We start from the raw sequence: 19384 nt of genomic DNA, 5'->3' as shown, positions 1-19384 counted from the left end.
TGACGTCATCGCCTCTCCCATAGTTGAAAGACGATCTCAGGCCTCAGGCTCCAACGGGCGATTTCGCTGCATCGTTGACCGTCTTGTCCGCAAGTTTGGTCAGATCGGCGTCGGTCTTCCATTCCTGCTGCAACGTTTCATCCAGCAGTTTTGCCGCATCACCCATGTTCAGTTCCTTCGCCCAACGGTGAAGGGTCCCGTAGCGCGTAATCTCATAGTGCTCGACGGCTTGAGCGGACGAGATCAGGCCCGCATCCAAGGCCGGACTGCCCTTGAACTCTTCGATGATTTCTTCGGCCTCCGAGATGATCCCCTCGATTGCATCGCATGTCTTGCCACGCGCGGGCTTGCCGAGGATTTCGAAAACCTTCTGAAGGCGTTCGATCTGTTCTTCCGTTTCGCCAAGGTGCTTGTCGAACGCCGCGGCCAACTTCTCGTTGGTCGCCGCGCGTTTCATCTTGGGCAGAGCCTTCAGGATCTTGCGTTCGGCATAGTAGATATCCTTCAACGTATCGAGAAACAGATCTTCAAGTGTCTTGACCTTGGCCATCGTCGCGTCCTCTCCGATGATGAAATTGTTTTACGAACGGCATCACGTGCCGCGCAGGCCAACACCTGTCTCGATCAAACGTTCCATTCGCTGGGAAACCGCCGCCATCGTCCCGGGCAACGACGAGACCGCGGCCCACCAAGTCCGCATGATGGGCGAAACCGCCAAGCTGACCGCCGGGTCGGACGGATCGCTGGACGAGGCCGATTATCAGCGTACGGTCGATAGATTGCTGGCCGGCGGCTCCGACCCAGTAATTTCGGAAGCGCCCGAGGGGGCTTGGACGTCGATGATTATGGATCAGGCGCTGAACTGAGGCTTGGTTCTTCGGTGAAGGAGGGGGCGTCCGGGAGGGCGCCCTTTTTGACAATGCCCCTATCCGCCCCCACGCCGGGCGCGCGCCTGTCCGTGTGATGGTGCCGCACCGCCCGTGAATCCCACTTTATCCCCGTTCCACCCCTCTGCCGTCACGTTCCGCACCACGGCAGCACCGCGCCAAGCCGCCCGGACGGGCAGGCGCGCGCCCGGTGGCCGCACGCGGCCTTGTTCCGGGCGGGTTGGCGACACCGACAAGCCGTTGCACAGCGGCGACTGGCATGGCTGTTTCGCCGGTGACGTCCGCAGCCTACTCGACAGTCTGGAGATCGAGACTTGTACGGTTCTGGCCCGTGCCTCCGCCTATGCCCCCAACGCCTTGAGCCGTGCAATCAGGCTCGATGTGTCCCATCGTCCGCCCCCCATCGCCTGCACATCCTTGTAATACTGATCGATCAGAGCCGTGCCCGGCAACGGCGCTCCGATGTTCTCGGCTTCCGACAGGCAAATCCGCAAATCCTTACGCATCCAGTCGACGGCGAAGCCATGATCGAACTTGCCCTCCAGCATCGTCTTGTGGCGGTTGACCATCTGCCACGATCCGGCGGCACCGCCCTGAATGACATCAACCACCGCTTCGCCGTCCAGTCCGGCCTTCTGCGCGAACAGCATCGCTTCGGACAAGCCCTGCACCAGTCCCGCGATGCAGATCTGGTTAACCATCTTGGTCAATTGGCCCGCACCCACGTCACCCATTCTGCGCGAAACCTTGGCGAAGGCAGCCATTACCGGCTCGGCCCGATCATAGTCGTCCTGCGCGCCGCCGCACATGATGACCAGCTGGCCATTCTCCGCGCCCGCCTGTCCGCCGCTGACCGGCGCGTCGACCCAAGCGATGCCCTTCTCGGCCGCCGCCGCCGCCAATTCGCGTGTCACCTCGGCGGATACGGTCGTGTGATCGACGAACAGCGCCCCTTCCGCCATGCCCGCGAAGGCCCCGTCGTCGCCCAGGCAGACACCGCGCAGATCGTCGTCATTGCCGACGCAGGCCATCACGATGTCGCGACCCGCCGCAGCGGCGCGGGGGGTTTCGGCTGATGTCCCTTCATGAACTTCGACCCAGGATTCCGCCTTGGCGGACGTGCGGTTGTAGACGCAGACATCGTGTCCGGCCTTTGCCAGGTGGCCCGCCATCGGTGCCCCCATCACACCCATTCCCAGAAACGCGACATTTGCCATGATGGCCTCCCTTTGCATCTACTCGTCGTGAAGGTTAGATCGGCCCCGACCAAGGGGGTCAACAGGGGGAAGTATGGAGCGTCTGTTCCGCTGGACATTCCGTATCGTTGCGGCTGTCCTGCTGCTGGCCGGTCTGGCCATCGGCGTTGTCTACTGGCTGGCCTGGCGCAGCCTGCCCGACTATGACGCGACCGAGGTCGTCGCCGGACTGACAGCTCCGGTCGAGATCGTGCGCAATACCTACAATGTTCCCCACATTTTCGGCGAAACGGATGCCGACGTGTTCTTCGGGCTGGGCTATGCCCATGCGCAGGACAGGTTGTGGCAGATGACGCTGATGCGGCGCACGGCGCAGGGCAAGCTGTCGGAATTGTTCGGCCAGCGTACCCTGCGCACCGACGAATTGCTGCGCCGCCTTGGCCTATACCGTGCCGCCGTACGGTCGGTCGCGGCGCAGGACGACGAAACGCTGGCGATGCTGGAGGCTTATTCCGCCGGCGTGAATGCCCGGATCGAGGTCATAAACCGCGAGGCGCGCGGACGTGGCGCGCCCGAGTTTTTCCTGTTCGAACCTCAGATCGCCCCGTGGCAACCCGCCGACAGCATCGCGATCGTCAAGCTGATGGCGCTGCAATTGTCCGGACAGGCCAGTGAAGAAGTGCTGCGCGCCCGCGCCTCGCTGATCCTGCCGGAGGAGCGTCTTCGCGACCTGCATCCCGACGTTCCCGGCAAGGGCAAGGTTGTTCTGGCGAGTGATCTTTTCCCGACGCTGTCGCAGACCCAATTCGCCCAAGCCGACCCCGAAGATGACCCGTTTTTGTGGCCCGTTCCGCGCCGTGGTCTGTCGGGCGCGTCCAATGCCTTCGCCGTCGCCGCCGAACGAGCGGCCGCCGGGGGCGCCCTGCTGGCCAACGATCCGCATATGGGGCTGACGGCACCGACGATCTTCTATCTGGCGCGGTTGCAGCTATCGACGGGTGGCGCCATCGGCGGTACGATCCCCGGCATACCTGTCGTTATGGTTGGCCGGACAAACCAGCTGGGCTGGGGCCTGACATCCAGTTACATGGACGATCAGGACGTGATGATGGAGCAGTTGAACCCCGATGACATCACTCAGTATCGCACCCCAGACGGATGGGCCGATTTCGAGACCGAGCGGACGATCATCAAAATCAAGGATGCCCAACCCGTCACGCTGACCCTGCGACGGAGCGTCAATGGCCCGATTCTGACGGGACGCCAGTTCGATCTGGGAACGGTAACCCCGCAGGGCTATGTCCCCGCCCTCTCCTGGACCGCGCTGGCCGAAGACGACACGTCGCTGCGCACGGGGCTGGATTTGATGCGGGCCGCAGATCTGGACGAAGGATTGGCTGCCGCCAGGTATTTCGTCGCGCCGTCGCAGAACCTGATGCTGACCGATGGCAAGCGTATCGCCATGCAGGTGATGGGCCGTCAGCCCGACCGGGACGAACTGCATCAGTCCCAGGGCCGCATCCCCGCACCGGGCTGGGTCGAGGCCAATCGTTGGAAGGGCACGAAACCCTTCGAAGAGAATCCCGTCTGGACCGACCCCGAGGGAGGGTTGCTGGGCAATACCAACAACAAGACTGTCGATACGCCGTTCCCCGATCATCTGAGTTTCGTATGGGGCGACAGTCAGCGGGTGCAACGCATGGAGCGCCTGTTGCAGGCCCGCGACGTGCATACCCGCGCCTCCCTGATGGAAGCGCAGCTGGACACCGTGTCTTTCGCCGCGCGATCGCTGCTGCCGCTGGTCGGGCGGGATCTGTGGTTCACCGGAGATTCCGCCCCCGCCGACAGTGTGCAACGGCGCAGGCAGGTGGCGCTGGAACTGCTGGCCGCATGGAACGGCGAGATGTCCGAACACCTGCCAGAGCCGCTGATCTACTCCGCATGGATGCGATTCCTGCAACAGCGTCTGATCCGCGACGACCTTGGCCCGCTTACATCGGAATACCCCCTGATGGAGCCGCTGTTCATCGAACGTGTCTTCCGCAACACGGACGGCGCGGGCGCGTGGTGCGATGTCATTCAGTCGACCGCGCCGGAAACCTGCACCGAGATCGCGCGCCAGTCGCTGGACGATGCGCTGCAGTTTCTGGAAGACCGCTATGGCTCCCGTGTCGAGGCATGGCGCTGGGGCGATGCGCACGAGGCCCGGTCGGACCACCCCGTTCTGGGCGACATTCCCGGTCTGGGACTGATCGTGAATATTCGCCAATCGACCTCCGGCGGCGATCATACGCTGCAACGCGGGCGCACCAGTGGCGAGTTGCCCGACCCGTTCCTGAACGTACAGGCGGCGACCTATCGCGGCGTCTATGACTTTGCCGACCCGGAAAGCAGCGTCTTCATCACCTCGACCGGGCAGTCAGGGCATCCGCTGTCCAAGTATTACGACGACCTGGGCGAGTTGTGGCGACGTGGCGAATACATACCGATGACGCTGGACCCCGATCTGGCGCGCGCCGGTGCAGTCGGGATCACGACCCTGTTGCCCGTACCTTAAACGGGCGCTCCTTCAGTCTGACAGGGCCTTGCCCAGCCGCGGCAAACGCGCCCGTTTCATCAGGGCGCGCAAGGGTTGCGGTGTGCCTGAAAGACGCTGCGCCGTCGCACGCACGTCTTCGACGACCCACGCAACAGTCGCGCCATCCACCAGCCAAAGGTCCATCAGGAAAGCGTCGGGATTCTGCAACTTCATCCCCTCGGCAGCCACGTCGCGGCGTGGAAAATCCTTGATGTTCAGTGTCACCAGCACGTCGGCCCCGGCGTCCGAGGCCGACGCCAGAACATGGATGTCGTCCGGGTCCGGCAACCAGAGCCGGGCCTGCGTTGCATCGCCAGGAAGGACCTCCGCCTTCGGAAAACGCGCTCGCAGGGTCGCGATTTCACCCCGCGAAAACACTTCGCCGCCTTCGATCTTGCGCGAGGCCCTTGCCCATTCCTCCAGCACCCGCGGCGACCAGAGCGGACGATACAGTTCCGCGCGGGCGCAGCCGATCAGAATTTCGCGCAGAACCGTCGGATACAGCACACAGGCATCAAGGAAGACTTTCAATCCAGCAACCGGAACGTCAGTGTCTTGAGATACCCGCTTTCGGCCAGTTGCGGATGCACCGGATGGTCGGCCCCGGCGAACCCGGTATGGATCAGTTGTGCCGTTCTTCCGGCCCGCCCGATCCCCCGGATGCACGATGCTCGAAATTTGGACAACTCCGCAGCATGGCTGCACGAACACAGCGTCAGGTATCCACCCGACGCGACCAACGGGGCCGCAAGCCGCGCCACCCGTTCATAAGCCCGCAGGCCTGCCGTCAGCGCCGGTTTCGCTGGCGCGAAGGCCGGTGGATCGGCGACCACGATGTCGAACCGCATGCCATCCTCGCCCAAGGCGGTCATAACGTCGAAGGCATCGCCCTTGCGCGTCGTGAAAGCCTCGGCTCGTCCCATCCGCGACGCTCCCTCCTCGGCCAGCGCCAGCGCGGGGGCCGATCCGTCGACAGCCAGCGCCGATACCGCGCCCGCCGCCAATGCCGCCAGCCCGAACCCGCCGACATGGCTGAACACGTCCAGAACGGTCGCATCCTTGGCAAGCCCGGCGAGGAAAGCATGGTTCGGGCGCTGGTCGAAGAACAGCCCGGTTTTCTGCCCGCCTGTCAGGTCCGCCATATAGGTGGCCCCGTTCATCGGCACCGCAACCGCCGCGTCGAGTCCCCCACGCAGCCAGCGGGTCTCGTCACTCAACCCTTCGGTCGTTCGGGCCCGACCGCTGGCGTTCAACAGAACATGCGCAATTCCAAGGTCGCTCAATGCCGCCGCGATTTCCTCGACCAGAACATCCGCCCATGCTGCATTCGGCTGCACCACGGCGGCCTCCCCGAAACGGTCGATCACGACGCCCGGCATTCCATCAGCCTCGGCATGGATCAGACGGTAGAAAGGCGCACCGATCAGCCGATCTCTATGCGTCACGGCAGTCGATAACCTGGCCGCGATCCATGCGCCATCGATGGCGGCGTCAGGGTCCAGCGACAACACCCGCGCGGCAATCCGCGATCCCATGTTAACGCCGACCGTGGCCAGCGGCACGCGATCGGCGTCTTCCAGAACGGCAAGGCTGCCGGGCGCGATGGCGCGGCTGCGGCGGTCGGCGACAATATCGTCAAGATAGACCCAGGGGTGGCCGTGCCGGATGCGTTTGGCATCGACCTTGGGTTTCAGGCGGAGCGTCGGGCGGGGCGTGGGGGTGCTGTCGGACATACGCCTCCCCCTAATCGGTGCCCACGCCGTGCGAAAGCCCTGCCCGACATGCAAAAGCCCCCGAATAGGGGGCTTCGCATGGAACGTCCGGGCAAAAGGCCCGTCGTCATGTGACTCAGGCGTGAACGTCGCCCGTCGTCGTGGTCGCGCGCGTACCGCGGATGCGGGCGGCAAGGGCTGTGACCATATCGCGCACAAAGGCCGCACGAAGGGCGCGGGCATTGGCTTCGATTTCCATTGTGTCGATCATGATTGGGTGTGTCATCTTGCGTCTCCGGCTGCATCAGGAGCGTAGGACACGCTCCGCTTTTGCTTGAAAGATACTTATGCCGCGATGCGGCAGAAAACCAATGCCAGCGCAGCATTTCCCCCATGCAGTAGATGCAACCCGGAAAATCCGCCTATTTCAGCCCGCGAATACCTACTGCAACCGCCTTCGCACCCTGCAATATCCAGCTGTGCTCGCTGGCCACCACGAACATGGTGAACCCGTTGGGGCGCCAGTTTCGCGCCGTTTCAATGTCGGGTACCCAGGTCGCAAAGGTTTTGTTCTCGTCTGCGCAGACCTGTCCGACGGAGGTCATCGCGGCAGGCAGATCGGGGTTGTCGAGCGTCTCGTGGCCATAGGCGACCGTCAGATCCGCCGGACCGATGAACAACCCGTCGACACCCGGCACGGAGGCGATTTCGCGGGCCGCTTCCACGCCCTCCGGCTCTTCGATCTGGGTCAGCACGATGGTTTCCGCCGCCGAGCGGGCCAGCAGGTCGGGCATCTTCTGCGCCGTGAAACCGGCCCATCGGGTCGATCCGGCATAACCCCGCCCGCCATGGCCGAACCGGGCGGCGCGGGCGATGGCGCGGGCCTTCTCGACAGTATCGACATGGGGCACCACGATGCCCGTCGCCCCCATGTCCATTACGTCGAGGATGCGCGCCGGGGACCCATCGCCGATGCGGACCAGCACCGGAAAGTCCCGTGCCCGCGCCACGGCCATGCAGGCGTCGATGGCACCCCGGTCGAACGGCGAGTGTTCGGCATCGAGGCAAACGAAGTCCAATCCGGCCAGCATCAGGATTTCCAGCGTGACGTGGTTCGGCGTCTTCATGAATGTCCCGACGAGCATGTCGCCCGCCTGCATCCGGGCGCGAAGTCCCCTGGCTCTGGTCAGATCGGTCACGTCGCGGCCTCCGGAAATGGTGTCGGACGCAACCTTAAAAGGCGGCGGGTGGAGGGCAAGCCCGGAGGATCGCGTCAGGGTAGGTCTGGCAAGTCGGGCAGGTCAGGCAAGTCGGGCAGATCGGGTAATTCCAACATGTCGGACAAACCGTCCATCGCGGGCACTTCGTCCATCGCGGCCAGACTACCGGATGCAGCCTGCGGTGCACTCCGTTCAGCTTTCGGCCCGTCTTCGCCGTCAGATGCAGTCTCCGCCTTTGAAGAGGTCAGTTGGCCGGTCCCGCCGAACTCCGATTGCCCGTCGCAACCGCGATCGACCGCCTCTCCCGGAAGGGCCGTGATCTTGACGGCGCGCAGGCCGTTCAGCTGACCCAGCCGCGCCATCATTGCCGCGCCGCGTGGCAGACGTTTGCGGCCTGGCAAGGTCAGGCCCGAGGCACCGCCATGCAGAACGATCTGCGACAGGGCTTGCGGGTCAAGCGGGATAAGGTCGCCTGCTTTCATGTCCATCAGACGCGACAGCGGCAGACGCATCGGCGGCAACACGGCCTGCAGCAGCACGGGGGCCTCTTCAGTGGCGGCGCGCATCGCGGCTTTCCAGTCGGCCTCGGGGTCCAGCGCCTCTCCGACTTGCGGAAGCGGCGCGGCGTCCACTGGAAGGATCACCGAAATCGACCCGTCCCGCAGGCCGTCGCCCAGCTTCACCGCCATATCCAGCCGCAGGAACTGCGGCGACGTCAGGATCAAGGCCAGCGAGTCCGGCCCGGCAATGAAACTGCCCCCGCGCAATGCTCCGGGGCGCGGCTCATCGGTCGCGGCGGGCAGCAGACGCTGTATCTGCACCAGCAGGGCGCGGGCGAAGGGTTGGACCAGTGCCGCATCGATCCGCGTGGCCCGTCGCGCCGGGCGGGCGGGGCCATCGACCCGGCCAATGGTCTGCACCTCCACCAGGGCGTCAGTCAGCGCCGGATGCAGCACGATCAGACCGGTCAACGCGGCCAGAACCTCGGGCGAATGCGCCGTAGGCGCGCCGGGCACCATTCCCGGTGGATCGATCGGCAGGCAAAGCGCGCGTTCGTTCAGATCATCGAACGCGGTCTCGGCCATCACGCGTCGGGCCGTCCGCTCGCCCGTGGCAAGCCCAAGGCCCGACATGTCATCGCCGACCCGCAGTGCGGCCATTCCAAGCGCACCCAGCAGATCGGGTGCCGCCGAGGGGGCGGCACGACCCGACATGCCGGAGTCCGGCCCGTCGGACGGGCCCCCGGCCATACGGCGGAGTGTGGAAGAGGACAGATCGGGCGACATGGCATCCGGTTGCGAAGAGACTCACTGCCTCCTGTGTGCGGCAATCGGGTTAACAAAACCTTTGCACGGGTCAAAACTGGGGTCGGGCGGGGCTATTCCGCCGCCCGCGCGGTGCCCGCGGTCCGCGTCTCCCCCGGCAGACGCAGGCGGAATGCGGCACCGCCCTGCCCCGGCAGATAGTCGATGCTGCCGCCCAGCCGCGCCATGACCTCCCGGCAGATCGCAAGCCCAAGGCCCGCACTGCCTGCCGCCGCCTGGTCCGATAAACGTGCGAATTTCTCGAAGATCAGGCCGCGATCGGGCGCGGCAATACCGGACCCGTTGTCGGTGAAATCGACGATTACGCCATCTACCTCCGCCATCACCGCAATCCGCAACGCAGGCTCGTCCGCATCGCAGTATTTTGCGGCATTGGTGATCAGGTTGATGAATACCTGCGACAGCCGGTCCGGGTCCGTCCGCAATGTCACATCCTCGCCCTCCGGGTCTCGGTCGATCCTCAGGCCGAGTGACACCGTGCCGGCCGCCGTCACGGCACGGTCGATCACGGTGCGCAGTGTAACGTCTGCGGGGTTCAATACGACTTGCCCCGATTCAAGGACGCTCAGGTCCAGAAGGTCATCCAACAGACGGGTCAGTCGCTCGCTCTCGTCCAGAATGATCCCGGCATAGCGGGCACGATCCTCATCGCTTACCCTACCGTCAGCCTCGTCTCCGCGCAAAATCTCGGAAAACGCCCGGATCGACGTCATCGGTGTCCGTAACTCATGGCTTACCTGACTGAGAAAAGCGTCTTTCTGATGACCCAGTGCCGTCAGCTTGTCATTGGCCGCACGCAATTCACCCGCAGTGCGGACCAATTCTGCCGACGAGGCCTCCAGCCGGGCTGAATAATCCATTATCTGCGCCGTCTCGTCGGCCACGGCCAGCAGGTCTTCAACCGATACGGCGGCATCGCCGGTGATGCCGGTGACCATCGCGTGCGCAGTCGCGGCCCCGACCGACCCGGCAAGCTTCCGTTCCAGCCGATCCAGTAGGTCGGGCGTCGTTTCCGGCAGATCCGATGGACGTCCCTGGGCGCGGGATTCGGCAGCAAACACCTCCTGTGCCTCGGACGCGCCAAGAATGCGCTGCGCCATGATCAGAAGTTCCTCGGCCCCGGCATGATAGCTGCGACGGCCCCGAGGTGCTGCGGTACGGTCGAAGACCTGTACGAAACGCGGGGCCTGCAACTGCTCCATCGGCGTGGGGCGGGTCAGCAGGGATGTCAGGCACAGGACAAAGGTATTCAGCCCCAGCGACAGGATCATCGCGGACAACAGCGGATCGCCGGTTAGTCCGAACGGTGCTTCCGGGCGCAGCCATTCGATACCGAACGGTCCGACCGACGTCGGCCCCGCCAACACCGGCACCAGCATCGTCCAGGCCCAGATGACGAAGCCGGTGACGATGCCCGCCGCCGCGCCCAGACGTGTGGCCCCCGTCCAGAACAGGCCGAATCCCAGTGCCGGCAAGACCTGCGCCATGCCGACGAAGCTGATCAGCCCGATGGAGGCCAGCGCCGCCGTGCCGCCAGTCGCCAGAAAATAGAGATAGCCCATCGCCAGCACGACCAGGATCGACGCCCGCCGCGCCCGCAGCACGACGCCCCGCACATCGCCGGAAATCGACGCCTGTGCCTGCCCGCTTCCATCTCTGTTCTGCGCCGCCAGCCAGAGCGGCATGACGACGTGGTTCGACAGCATCGTCGCGAGCGCAACGCTGGCCACGATCACCATGCTGGTCGCCGAGGAAAATCCGCCGAGAAATGCCAGAAGCGCCAACCCGCCCTGCCCCTCGGCCAGCGGCAGCGTCAGGACGAACAGGTCGGGATTCGATCCGGCAGGCAGTCGCGCCAGACCCGTCACCGCGATCGGCACCACGAAGATGCACATGGCCATCAGATAGGCCGGAAACGCCCAGCTTGCGGTTACCAGGTGCCGCTCGTCAGAGTTTTCGACGACCAGCACCTGAAACATGCGCGGCAGGCAGATGACGGCGGCACCCGACACAAAGATCAGCCCGGCCCAACGCCCCGGCACTGCCGTCCAGTTCGCAACCGGTGACGTCGCGATGGCTTCGCCCGTGGCCGCGGCCCCGCCGTTGATCCCCCAGACCACGAAAGCGCCGACCGATAACAGTGCCACCAGTTTGACCACCGCCTCGACCGCGATGGCCGAGACGATACCGTCGTGACGTTCGCCTATGTCCAGCTTGCGGGTGCCGAACAGAATGGTGAATACCGCCAGCCCGCAGGCCACCCAGAATGCCAGCCCGGTCAACTCGCTGGCCTGCGTTCCCGGTGCCGCAAAGACACCGAACGACAGCGTGACCGATTGCAGTTGCAGCGCGATGTAGGGTGTCGTGCCGACCACGGCCAGCAACGTCACGATCACCGCAAGCAGGTTCGACTTGCCATAGCGGCTTGAGATCATATCGGCGATCGAGGTGATGCGTTCTGCCCGCCCGATCCGCACCAGTTTGCGCAGGCCCCACCACCAACCGATGAAGACCAGCGTCGGGCCAAGATAGATGGTCATGAACTCCAACCCCGATCGGGCGGCGTATCCGACGGCACCATAGAACGTCCAAGCTGTGCTATAGATCGACAGCGACAGGGTATAGATCGTCGGGCCACGCATCAGACTGCGCCCTTTGGCGGCAGCACGCTCGCCCGCGAAGGCCACGACGAAAAGGAATGTCACATAGGCCAGGCAGACCGCGACCAGTAGGCTGAACGTCAGGTTCATGTCCGCTGCCCTGCAAGAAGCGCATGGCCGATCATTCAGCCCCGCTTTCGCGATCTGCATCGTCACGCAGATCCCGCATGTGCAACCGCCCGATCCAGAGCGCCAGACCGATCAGACCCAACCACGAAGCGAAAAGATACGTAAGCCAAGGTGCTGTAGCCCCGGCAGCGGCCGGATCATCGGACAGCACCAGATCGGGGATCAGAAACAGGACCGCCCCCAGAAACGGCAGCAGCCGGGCCGCATCCACCAGACGTGCCCTGCGATGCGCGCGGGTTTGGGCGTCCGTGGCCATTCGGTCCGCCGTCGCCCGGCCCGTCATCCGGGTGCCGTCCGCGCCAGATCACGCACGGCCTCGATCAATTCCCGGTTCGAAAAAGGCTTGGTCATGAACCGGCTGACGCCCAATGCCTCGGCCCGGTCACGATCCTTGGTCTGGCCTTTGGCGGTCAGCATCAGGACCGGCAGATCTGCCCGCGTGCCATTCTGTCCGGCGCGCAACCCTCCCAGCACCTCGAACCCGGACTGGCCGGGCAACATCACGTCCAGCACGATCACGTCCGGCGCATGCCGCACCACCGCGTCCAGCGCCGTCCTGCCATCTGAATGGGTGGACACGCGCCAGCCCTCTCGTTGCAGCAGAAAGCCTATGGCGGTGGCGATATTCGGTTCGTCCTCGATCAACAGGACACGGCCGCGCGGCGCGTCAACAGGCGCATCGGCAGAAGGTATATCAATCATGTCCGGCCTCCCCTCCGATCATGAACGCGGTAAAGTGTCCCCCGTCAGGTCCACCATGTCCAGCATATCCGGTCGCGTCGACAGGACCGACGGTTCCCGACGCGCCGGACATTCAATGCGGGGACAGACGCGGCAGCCCGGTCCGACCGGCGCACCCGCACCGCCGCTTTGAGTTCGGGTCAACAGCATCGTCGCGCGTATCACGGGCGCGGCGCCAAACCCCGCGACCGCCACCGCCTGAGCGATGGCATGAACGCGCCAGTCCGCGCCGTCCGGCGTTTCAACCACCACGGTCAGAGGGCGACCCGGCTGACCCAGCGCAGTGTACACAGGCCAGAGCGGACATCCGGCCCCCATTACCGGCAATGGAAATCCCGCCACCGGCTTGCGCCGCAGCAGTGCACCGGCGGCATCGCAGATCACCAATCCGCGCCCCGGATCGACGACACCCATGCGCCGCAGAACCAGTGCCAGATCGCCCCCGGCAGCGGCGATCAGATCATCCGGGCCGTCTGCTGCCTCGACGAGCGCGCGTGGCAGTCGAGATGCGTCCTCGGCGTCGCCCGTCAGAATTTCTGTGGCCAGGACGCGCGCATCCTCCCCCGTCAGACCGCCGACAAGGTCCGGGACGGCGGCGACCCCGTCCCGTTCCAACACATCGAACCGGTGGCCCGCATCGTCCAGAAACCGCGAAACCGTCTCGGAAGGCAGCATGCGGTCCGCCCCGCGCGCCGCCTGCCGGTCGAACAGGCCGACGACGGCTTCGGCCCCATCGGCCAACCTGCGGCTGTCGGCGTCGAGGTTGGCATGAAACCGGCCAAGCCAGTTGGCGTCGATCTCGGGCGTCTGCGCAAGGATCGAGGCGGTGGAGCGGACGACAGACACTGTCGACAATAACTCGTGCATTGCGTCGGCCAGTGTCGGATCGTGGGACAGACGGTCCGATAGCGCCTCGATGGTACGGGCCTGTGCGGCCAGGGCCCGCGCCTGCGCCGCGATCAACCCGGCCCAGTGTGGAAACCGACGAGCCAGGTCGGGGGCATCGTCAAACTCCGCCTCGTTGTTCTGCTGTGCCCCTGCAGCCGCCCGTAGTTCCTCGATCAGTGCTTCGTCGCCGTCTTCGGCCAGGGCGGCGCGATCGGTTTCCAGTGCTGTGGCCAGGCGTGACAGAAGACTGCCCCCGATCGCCCTGCGGTTGTGCTCGATCAGGTTCAGATAGGACGGCGAGATACCCACTGTCCCGGCCACGGCGGTCTGTTTGCGTCCCAGGGCCAGGCGGCGTTCGCGGATTCGGCTGCCGGTTGGAATGGACCTTGGCATACAACCTCCTGACCTTGTTCGATTGCTGCGCGTGCAAGCGATTTGCTGCATGTGCGGGACAAAAAATTTACACGTATCCGGACAAGTCTGTCATATTATTTACAATAAAATCGCATCCCGTCTATGAGTTATTGATGATTTCACTTCAGGTCGTCGATAGTGCCGTTGACCCGTCAAGCTGGACGGGCCTGTCGCGCGGACCTTCGGAGGAGGGGGAGCGGGGCGTCAAAAACAGGGAGGGTCTCAATGACCAAATCGAATTTCACTCGCCGTGGCGTGATGAAGACCGGTGCCGCAACCGGTGCCGGACTTGCCATTCCAACGGTTTTCTCGGGCGCGGTCTGGGCCGACGCCCATAGCGGTTTCACCAATGCGCCTCAGGGCGACACGGTCACGCTCGGCTTCAACGTGCCCCAAACCGGCCCCTATGCCGACGAAGGCGCGGACGAGCTTCGTGCGTTTCAGCTCGCGGTCCAGCACCTGAACGGTGAGGGCGATGGCGGCATGATGCAGACGTTCTCGTCCAAGGCTCTGGATGGCACCGGCATCTTGGGCAAGAAGGTCGAGTTCGTCACCGGCGACACACAGACCAAGTCGGACGCGGCGCGCGCCTCGGCCAAGTCGATGATCGAAAAAGACGGCGCCATCATGATTTCGGGCGGCTCCTCGTCCGGTGTCGCGGTCGCCGTTCAGGGCCTCTGCCAAGATGCTGGCGTGATCTTCATGGCAGGCCTGACGCACTCGAACGACACCACGGGCAAGGACAAGAAGGCCAATGGCTTCCGCCACTTCTTCAACGCCTATATGTCCGCCGCCGCCCTCGCCCCCGTGCTGGAGCAGCTTTATGGTGCCGACCGTAAAGCCTATCATCTGACCGCAGACTATACTTGGGGCTGGACCCAACAGGAATCGATTGCCGCCGCGACCGAAGCTCTGGGCTGGGAAACCGTCAACGACGTGCGCACACCGCTCGCCGCGACGGACTTCTCGTCCTACATCGCGCCAGTTCTGAATTCCGGTGCCGATGTCCTGATCCTGAATCACTACGGCGGAAACATGGTCAACTCGCTGACCAACGCGGTTCAGTTCGGCCTCCGTCAGGCGCAAGCCAACGGCAAGCAATTCGAGATCGTCGTGCCGCTCTATTCGGAGCTAATGGCGCAGGGTGCTGGCGAGAACATTGCCGGTATCGTGGGCTCGCAGAACTGGGACTGGAAACTCGAAAACGAAAAGGGCGCGCGTTATACCGGCACCAATGCCTTCGTGAAATCGTTTGGCGAAAAGTACGGCTTCCCGCCATCACAGGCCGCTCAGACCTGTTATGCGCAGACCATGCTGTATGCGGATGCGGTCACCCGCGCCGGCTCGTTCAATCCCTGCGCCGTTGTCGAAGCCCTGGAGGGTTATGAGTTCGACGGTCTGGGCAATGGCCCCACGCTTTACCGCGCTGGCGATCACCAGTGCTTCAAGGACGTGGTCGTCGTGCGCGGCAAGGAGAACCCGGAGAACGAGTTCGATCTTGTTGAAATCGTCGAGGTCACTCCGGCCGAGCAGGTCACATACCCGGTCGATCACCCGATGTTTGCCGGTGGCGAACTGGGCGAATGCAACCCGGGCGCGTAAGCGAAAGCTGACAAAAGGGGCCGTGTCACTGGCACGGTCCCATTCCTTCCCAGCCGGTTCATCGGTCGCCGGATCGTCAAAGGCAGCGGTCCCGCGTCCCATGCACCCCGATGCCGCCCCATAATCAGAACGCATCGTCTTACAGGAGACCTCGGGCCATGGAAGCCTTCATCCTCCAGATCCTCAACGGCCTAGACAAGGGGTCCGCCTATGCGCTGATCGCCTTGGGTCTGACGCTGATCTTCGGCACGCTGGGGGTGGTCAACTTCGCTCACGGCGCGCTGTTCATGGTCGGGGCCTTCGTGGCCGTAACCATGTCCAAGCTGCTGTCGCTGTCGACCACGACAATCGACCCGACCCGCACCGACTTCCTCGGAAATCCGGCAACCATCGATACGCCTTATGTCGTCAACTGGTTCGGGCCGGAGGTCGGGGCCACGCTGATTGACTGGGCAGTGCCACTGGCCATCCTTCTGGCGATCCCGGTGATGATCCTGTTCGGCTTCATCATGGAACGCGGGCTGATCAAGCATTTCTACAAGCGCCCCCATGCTGACCAGATCCTCGTGACGTTTGGCCTCGCCATCGTGCTGCAAGAGGTCATCAAGTATTTCTACGGCGCGAACCCTATCCCGACCCCCGCCCCCGACGTATTTCGCGGGTCATTCGACTTCGGGACTTTGCTGGGCTTCGATCCGAATACCGTCATCTATCCCTACTGGCGTCTGGTCTATTTCGCTTTCGCGGGCGTCATCATCGCCGCCGTCTTCGCGTTTCTGCAGTTCACGACGTTCGGAATGGTAGTCCGCGCAGGCATGGCCGACCGGGAAACCGTGGGCTTGCTGGGCATCAACATCGACAAGCGGTTCACCATCATGTTCGGCATCGCCGCAGCCGTCGCCGGTCTGGCCGGAGTGATGTACACGCCGATCAACCCGCCAAACTATCACATGGGCATGGACTTCCTCGTGTTATCCTTCGTCGTCGTCGTCGTCGGCGGCATGGGGTCACTTCCCGGCGCGGTGCTGGCGGGTTTCCTTCTGGGCATCCTTGAGAGCTTCGCCTCGACCACATGGGCCACGAACGCCGTACCCGGCATCAACCAGATCATTATCTACCTCGTCGCCATGATCGTCCTTCTGACGCGTCCGCGCGGGCTGATGGGGCGCAAAGGCGTGATGGAGGACTGAGCACATGACCGACCAGACACAACATATCGCCACCCCGACGTCAGAGCCCGCCAAACCGGCCCGCAAACGAGTCGGCGGCGGCATCCTGGGATTGACGCGCAAGGACTTTGCCCTGCTTGTCATTGTCATTCTGCTGACGGTGTTGGCACCGTTCCTGCTGAACCCTTTTCCGACCGATTCGGCCATGGCGCAATTCAACGCGGGCTATCCTGACCTGATGCAGCGGTTCGTGATCTTCGGAATCTTCGCCATCGGTTTCAACATCCTGTTCGGCCTGACCGGCTATCTGTCGTTCGGCCATGCGGCCTTCCTCGGCGTCGGCAGCTATTCCTGCGTCTGGATGTTCAAGCTGCTGGGATACAATGTCCTGCCGGGCATCGGACTGGCGATCATCATTTCTGGCTTGTTCGCCCTGTTGATCGGGTTCATCTCGCTGCGTCGTTCGGGGATCTATTTCTCGATCCTGACGCTGGCCTTCGCGCAGATGTCCTTCGCGCTGGCCTATTCGGTTCTGTCGAATCCCAAATTCAATCTGACCAACGGCGAGACGGGCTTGCAGGTCTACACCAATGATCCTCAGATCTTTCACAACCCGGCCACCACTGTGAATGCGCCCCATATCTTCGGCCTTGCCATGCGCGAGACCGAGACGTTGTCGTTGGGAAGGTGGGATTTCCAGTTCAACGTCGGCTACTATTTGTCGGCGTTCTTCATGGTGATTTGCTTCTATCTGGCAATTCGGCTGTTCCGCTCGCCTTTCGGGATGATGCTGCGAGCTGTGAAGTCGAACCAGCAGCGGTTGAACTACACCGGGCTGAACCCCAAGCCCTATACGCTCGCCGCCTTTGTCATCTCCGGAATGTACGCCGGGCTGGCCGGTGGCCTTCTGTCGGCAATGGACCCGTTGGCCGGGGCCGAACGGATGCAGTGGACGGCAAGCGGAGAGGTCGTCCTTATGACCATCCTCGGTGGGGCCGGGACCCTGATCGGGCCTGTTCTGGGTGCAGGCTTCATCAAGTATTTCGAGAACATCTTCTCCAAGATCAACGAATCCACCTTGCAAGCCTGGTTCGCCTTCATGCCTGACGGGATGCAAGATGTGGTCGTCGCCATCGTTTACCCATTCGTAGGCAAAGGCTGGAACCTGACGCTTGGTCTTCTCTTCATGGTTGTCGTCATCTTCCTGCCCGGCGGGTTGGTTCAGGGCGGGCAGAAGATTGCAACAGTCTTCCGGCGCGACCGGAAGGCATCAGGCGTAGAAGACGATGCCGCCGAGCAACGTCAGGCTGGGGAGTAAGCATCATGGGTATTCTCGAGGTCAAAAACGTCGGTAAGCGCTTCGGCGGATTGCAGGCCCTGTCGGACATCAACCTGTCAATCACCCAAGGCACCGTTCACGCCATCATCGGTCCGAACGGCGCGGGCAAGTCGACCCTGCTGAACTGTCTTGTCGGCAAGCTGATTCCCGACACCGGATCGGTCAGCTTCGAAGGCAAGTCCGTACTGGGCCGCAAACCGCACGAGATCAACCAGATGGGCATTTCGCGCGTTTTCCAGACGCCCGAAATCTTCGGCGATCTGTCTGTCATGGAAAACATGATGATCCCCTGCCTGGCCAAGCGGGACGGTGCGTTTTCGCTGCAAGCCTATCATGCGCTGCTGAGCGACCGCGAAATCGTCGACCGGGCCGAACACATGCTCGAAGACATGAACATGGCCGACAAACGGAACATGCATGCGGCGGCGATGTCGCGTGGTGACAAGCGACGGCTGGAAATCGGTATGTGCCTTGCCCAGGAACCGCGCCTTCTGCTGCTGGATGAACCGACGGCGGGCATGGCGCGGGCAGACACGAACAACACCATCGATCTGCTGAAGCAGATCAAGGACTCGCGTCCGATCACCATCGCCATCATCGAACATGACATGCACGTCGTCTTTTCGCTGGCCGAATGGATCACTGTGCTGGCGCAAGGCACCCCGCTGGTCGAAGACACGCCCGACAAGATCAAGGGCCACCCCAAGGTGCGCGAAGCCTATCTGGGCGAAAGCGCCGAGCACTGAGGAGACATTCGATGAACGTCAAACCCGACTTCACCCGCGACGCGAACCAGGCCGCGACAGCCCCGGCGTATTTCTCGGTCCACGATATCCACGCCTATTACGGCGAGAGCTACATTGTGCAGGGCGTCAGTTTCAATGTCCACGAGGGCGAGATTCTCGCGCTGCTGGGCCGCAACGGTGCCGGCAAGACCTCGACACTGCGGACCTGCGCGCGACTGGGCAATCCGGAGCTCCAGCGCGGCGAAATCTGGCTGGATCACAAACCTCTGCACAAGATGAAGGCGCATGAGGCGTCGCAGGCCGGTCTTGGCCTCGTGCCCGAAGACCGCCGTATCATCGCCGGTCTAACGGTCGAGGAAAACCTCAAGCTGGCGCAGATTGCCCCGCCCGTCGGCTGGTCACTTGAACGCCTTTACGAACTTTTTCCGCGACTTGGTGAGCGTCGTAAACAGGAAGGCATCACCCTGTCCGGCGGCGAACAGCAGATGCTTGCCATCGCCCGTGCCCTTGCCCGTGATGTGAAGCTTCTGCTGCTGGACGAGCCTTATGAAGGACTTGCGCCCGTCATCGTCGACGAGATCGAGAAAACGCTGCACGAAATTCGCAAGCTGGGCATGACCACGATCATCGTTGAACAGAATGCCGTCCGGGCCCTGGAAATCAGTGATCGGGCCATCATCCTCGACACCGGCGGCGTGGTCTTCGACGGCACCGCAGCCGAGGTGCTGAGCAACGCGGAACTGCGCGCAGAATATCTAGCGATTTGAATGTATTATCG

The 19384-nt window shown here is 63.3% G+C and carries 17 protein-coding genes and 1 pseudogene; 7 read left to right on the top strand and 11 right to left on the bottom strand.

Annotated features, from left to right (window positions below; genetic code table 11):
* Nucleotides 1-43: 43 nt before the first annotated feature.
* Nucleotides 44-550: a YciE/YciF ferroxidase family protein gene (locus BMY38_RS14860; protein ID WP_092764201.1), complete on the bottom strand. Its 507-nt coding sequence runs from the start codon at nt 548-550 to the stop codon at nt 44-46.
* Nucleotides 551-644: 94 nt separating this feature from the next.
* Here BMY38_RS14860 and BMY38_RS14855 point away from each other — a divergent pair.
* Nucleotides 645-866, top strand: a pseudogene (locus BMY38_RS14855) (ABC transporter substrate-binding protein); the annotation flags it as partial.
* Between the two features lie 362 nt (nt 867-1228).
* Here the strand turns inward: BMY38_RS14855 and BMY38_RS14850 are convergent.
* Complete coding sequence (locus BMY38_RS14850) at nt 1229-2104, bottom strand: NAD(P)-dependent oxidoreductase (protein WP_092764199.1); 876 nt, start codon at nt 2102-2104, stop codon at nt 1229-1231.
* Nucleotides 2105-2177: 73 nt separating this feature from the next.
* On the opposite strand from BMY38_RS14850, the gene BMY38_RS14845 reads away from it, so the two are divergent.
* Nucleotides 2178-4640 carry a penicillin acylase family protein gene (locus tag BMY38_RS14845; RefSeq protein WP_092764197.1) on the top strand — a complete coding sequence of 821 codons (2463 nt, stop codon included), beginning with the start codon at nt 2178-2180 and terminating at the stop codon, nt 4638-4640.
* 12 nt (nt 4641-4652) lie between these two features.
* On the opposite strand, the gene BMY38_RS14840 is transcribed toward BMY38_RS14845, so the two are convergent.
* The 9 genes from BMY38_RS14840 to BMY38_RS14805 form a co-directional block, all read right to left on the bottom strand.
* The gene (locus BMY38_RS14840) at nt 4653-5192 is read right to left on the bottom strand and encodes an RSP_2648 family PIN domain-containing protein (protein WP_092764195.1); all 540 of its coding nucleotides are present in this window, start codon (nt 5190-5192) and stop codon (nt 4653-4655) included.
* On the bottom strand, nt 5189-6394 hold the full coding sequence (locus BMY38_RS14835) for an RSP_2647 family RNA methyltransferase (protein ID WP_092764193.1): 1206 nt from the start codon (nt 6392-6394) through the stop codon (nt 5189-5191). The genes BMY38_RS14840 and BMY38_RS14835 overlap by 4 nt, the downstream gene beginning before the upstream one ends.
* A 115-nt stretch (nt 6395-6509) precedes the next feature.
* Complete coding sequence (locus BMY38_RS18210) at nt 6510-6659, bottom strand: RSP_7527 family protein (protein WP_175495905.1); 150 nt, start codon at nt 6657-6659, stop codon at nt 6510-6512.
* Nucleotides 6660-6795: 136 nt separating this feature from the next.
* A complete protein-coding gene (locus tag BMY38_RS14830; RefSeq protein ID WP_245737634.1) occupies nt 6796-7572 on the bottom strand; it encodes an HpcH/HpaI aldolase family protein in 777 nt (258 codons plus the stop codon).
* A gap of 74 nt (nt 7573-7646) precedes the next feature.
* Nucleotides 7647-8879, bottom strand: a complete 1233-nt coding sequence (locus tag BMY38_RS14825) for a flagellar motor switch protein FliM (RefSeq protein ID WP_092764189.1) — start codon at nt 8877-8879, stop codon at nt 7647-7649.
* A gap of 92 nt (nt 8880-8971) precedes the next feature.
* On the bottom strand, nt 8972-11668 hold the full coding sequence (locus BMY38_RS14820; protein ID WP_092764187.1) for a sensor histidine kinase: 2697 nt from the start codon (nt 11666-11668) through the stop codon (nt 8972-8974).
* Between the two features lie 31 nt (nt 11669-11699).
* Nucleotides 11700-11963 carry a hypothetical protein gene (locus BMY38_RS14815; protein WP_092764334.1) on the bottom strand — a complete coding sequence of 88 codons (264 nt, stop codon included), beginning with the start codon at nt 11961-11963 and terminating at the stop codon, nt 11700-11702.
* Between the two features lie 23 nt (nt 11964-11986).
* Nucleotides 11987-12409 (bottom strand): response regulator transcription factor, encoded by a 423-nt coding sequence (locus BMY38_RS14810; protein ID WP_092764185.1) that lies wholly within the window; start codon nt 12407-12409, stop codon nt 11987-11989.
* Between the two features lie 18 nt (nt 12410-12427).
* The gene (locus tag BMY38_RS14805; protein ID WP_175495904.1) at nt 12428-13729 is read right to left on the bottom strand and encodes a helix-turn-helix transcriptional regulator; all 1302 of its coding nucleotides are present in this window, start codon (nt 13727-13729) and stop codon (nt 12428-12430) included.
* Nucleotides 13730-13975: 246 nt separating this feature from the next.
* Here BMY38_RS14805 and BMY38_RS14800 point away from each other — a divergent pair, with 246 nt between their 5' ends.
* The 5 genes from BMY38_RS14800 to BMY38_RS14780 all read left to right on the top strand — a co-directional run bounded on the left by BMY38_RS14800 (nt 13976) and on the right by BMY38_RS14780 (nt 19373).
* Nucleotides 13976-15352 carry a substrate-binding protein gene (locus tag BMY38_RS14800; RefSeq protein ID WP_092764181.1) on the top strand — a complete coding sequence of 459 codons (1377 nt, stop codon included), beginning with the start codon at nt 13976-13978 and terminating at the stop codon, nt 15350-15352.
* Between the two features lie 158 nt (nt 15353-15510).
* Nucleotides 15511-16542, top strand: coding sequence for a branched-chain amino acid ABC transporter permease (locus BMY38_RS14795; protein WP_092764179.1), 1032 nt, complete (start codon nt 15511-15513; stop codon nt 16540-16542).
* Nucleotides 16543-16624: 82 nt separating this feature from the next.
* On the top strand, nt 16625-17839 hold the full coding sequence (locus BMY38_RS14790) for a branched-chain amino acid ABC transporter permease (RefSeq protein WP_092764332.1): 1215 nt from the start codon (nt 16625-16627) through the stop codon (nt 17837-17839).
* A gap of 5 nt (nt 17840-17844) precedes the next feature.
* The gene (locus BMY38_RS14785; protein WP_092764177.1) at nt 17845-18606 is read left to right on the top strand and encodes an ABC transporter ATP-binding protein; all 762 of its coding nucleotides are present in this window, start codon (nt 17845-17847) and stop codon (nt 18604-18606) included.
* An 11-nt stretch (nt 18607-18617) separates the two neighbouring features.
* A complete protein-coding gene (locus BMY38_RS14780) occupies nt 18618-19373 on the top strand; it encodes an ABC transporter ATP-binding protein (protein WP_092764175.1) in 756 nt (251 codons plus the stop codon).
* Nucleotides 19374-19384: the final 11 nt, after the last annotated feature.

It is taken from the genome of Jannaschia helgolandensis, from assembly GCF_900109285.1.
Taxonomy (GTDB): domain Bacteria; phylum Pseudomonadota; class Alphaproteobacteria; order Rhodobacterales; family Rhodobacteraceae; genus Jannaschia; species Jannaschia helgolandensis.
The sequence above is the reverse complement of the archived record's forward strand: the minus strand, read 5'-3'. Positions and strand labels throughout refer to the sequence as shown.

What these genes read in the sequence shown, in the direction of transcription:
- BMY38_RS14860 (WP_092764201.1), bottom strand. Translation starts at nt 550, where the DNA reads ATGGCCAAGGTCAAGACACTTGAAGATCTGTTTCTCGATACGTTGAAG.
- BMY38_RS14850 (WP_092764199.1), bottom strand. Translation starts at nt 2,104, where the DNA reads ATGGCAAATGTCGCGTTTCTGGGAATGGGTGTGATGGGGGCACCGATG.
- BMY38_RS14845 (WP_092764197.1), top strand. Translation starts at nt 2,178, where the DNA reads ATGGAGCGTCTGTTCCGCTGGACATTCCGTATCGTTGCGGCTGTCCTG.
- BMY38_RS14835 (WP_092764193.1), bottom strand. Translation starts at nt 6,394, where the DNA reads ATGTCCGACAGCACCCCCACGCCCCGCCCGACGCTCCGCCTGAAACCC.
- BMY38_RS18210 (WP_175495905.1), bottom strand. Translation starts at nt 6,659, where the DNA reads ATGACACACCCAATCATGATCGACACAATGGAAATCGAAGCCAATGCC.
- BMY38_RS14825 (WP_092764189.1), bottom strand. Translation starts at nt 8,879, where the DNA reads ATGTCGCCCGATCTGTCCTCTTCCACACTCCGCCGTATGGCCGGGGGC.
- BMY38_RS14820 (WP_092764187.1), bottom strand. Translation starts at nt 11,668, where the DNA reads ATGAACCTGACGTTCAGCCTACTGGTCGCGGTCTGCCTGGCCTATGTG.
- BMY38_RS14815 (WP_092764334.1), bottom strand. Translation starts at nt 11,963, where the DNA reads ATGGCCACGGACGCCCAAACCCGCGCGCATCGCAGGGCACGTCTGGTG.
- BMY38_RS14810 (WP_092764185.1), bottom strand. Translation starts at nt 12,409, where the DNA reads ATGATTGATATACCTTCTGCCGATGCGCCTGTTGACGCGCCGCGCGGC.
- BMY38_RS14805 (WP_175495904.1), bottom strand. Translation starts at nt 13,729, where the DNA reads ATGCCAAGGTCCATTCCAACCGGCAGCCGAATCCGCGAACGCCGCCTG.
- BMY38_RS14800 (WP_092764181.1), top strand. Translation starts at nt 13,976, where the DNA reads ATGACCAAATCGAATTTCACTCGCCGTGGCGTGATGAAGACCGGTGCC.
- BMY38_RS14795 (WP_092764179.1), top strand. Translation starts at nt 15,511, where the DNA reads ATGGAAGCCTTCATCCTCCAGATCCTCAACGGCCTAGACAAGGGGTCC.
- BMY38_RS14785 (WP_092764177.1), top strand. Translation starts at nt 17,845, where the DNA reads ATGGGTATTCTCGAGGTCAAAAACGTCGGTAAGCGCTTCGGCGGATTG.
- BMY38_RS14780 (WP_092764175.1), top strand. Translation starts at nt 18,618, where the DNA reads ATGAACGTCAAACCCGACTTCACCCGCGACGCGAACCAGGCCGCGACA.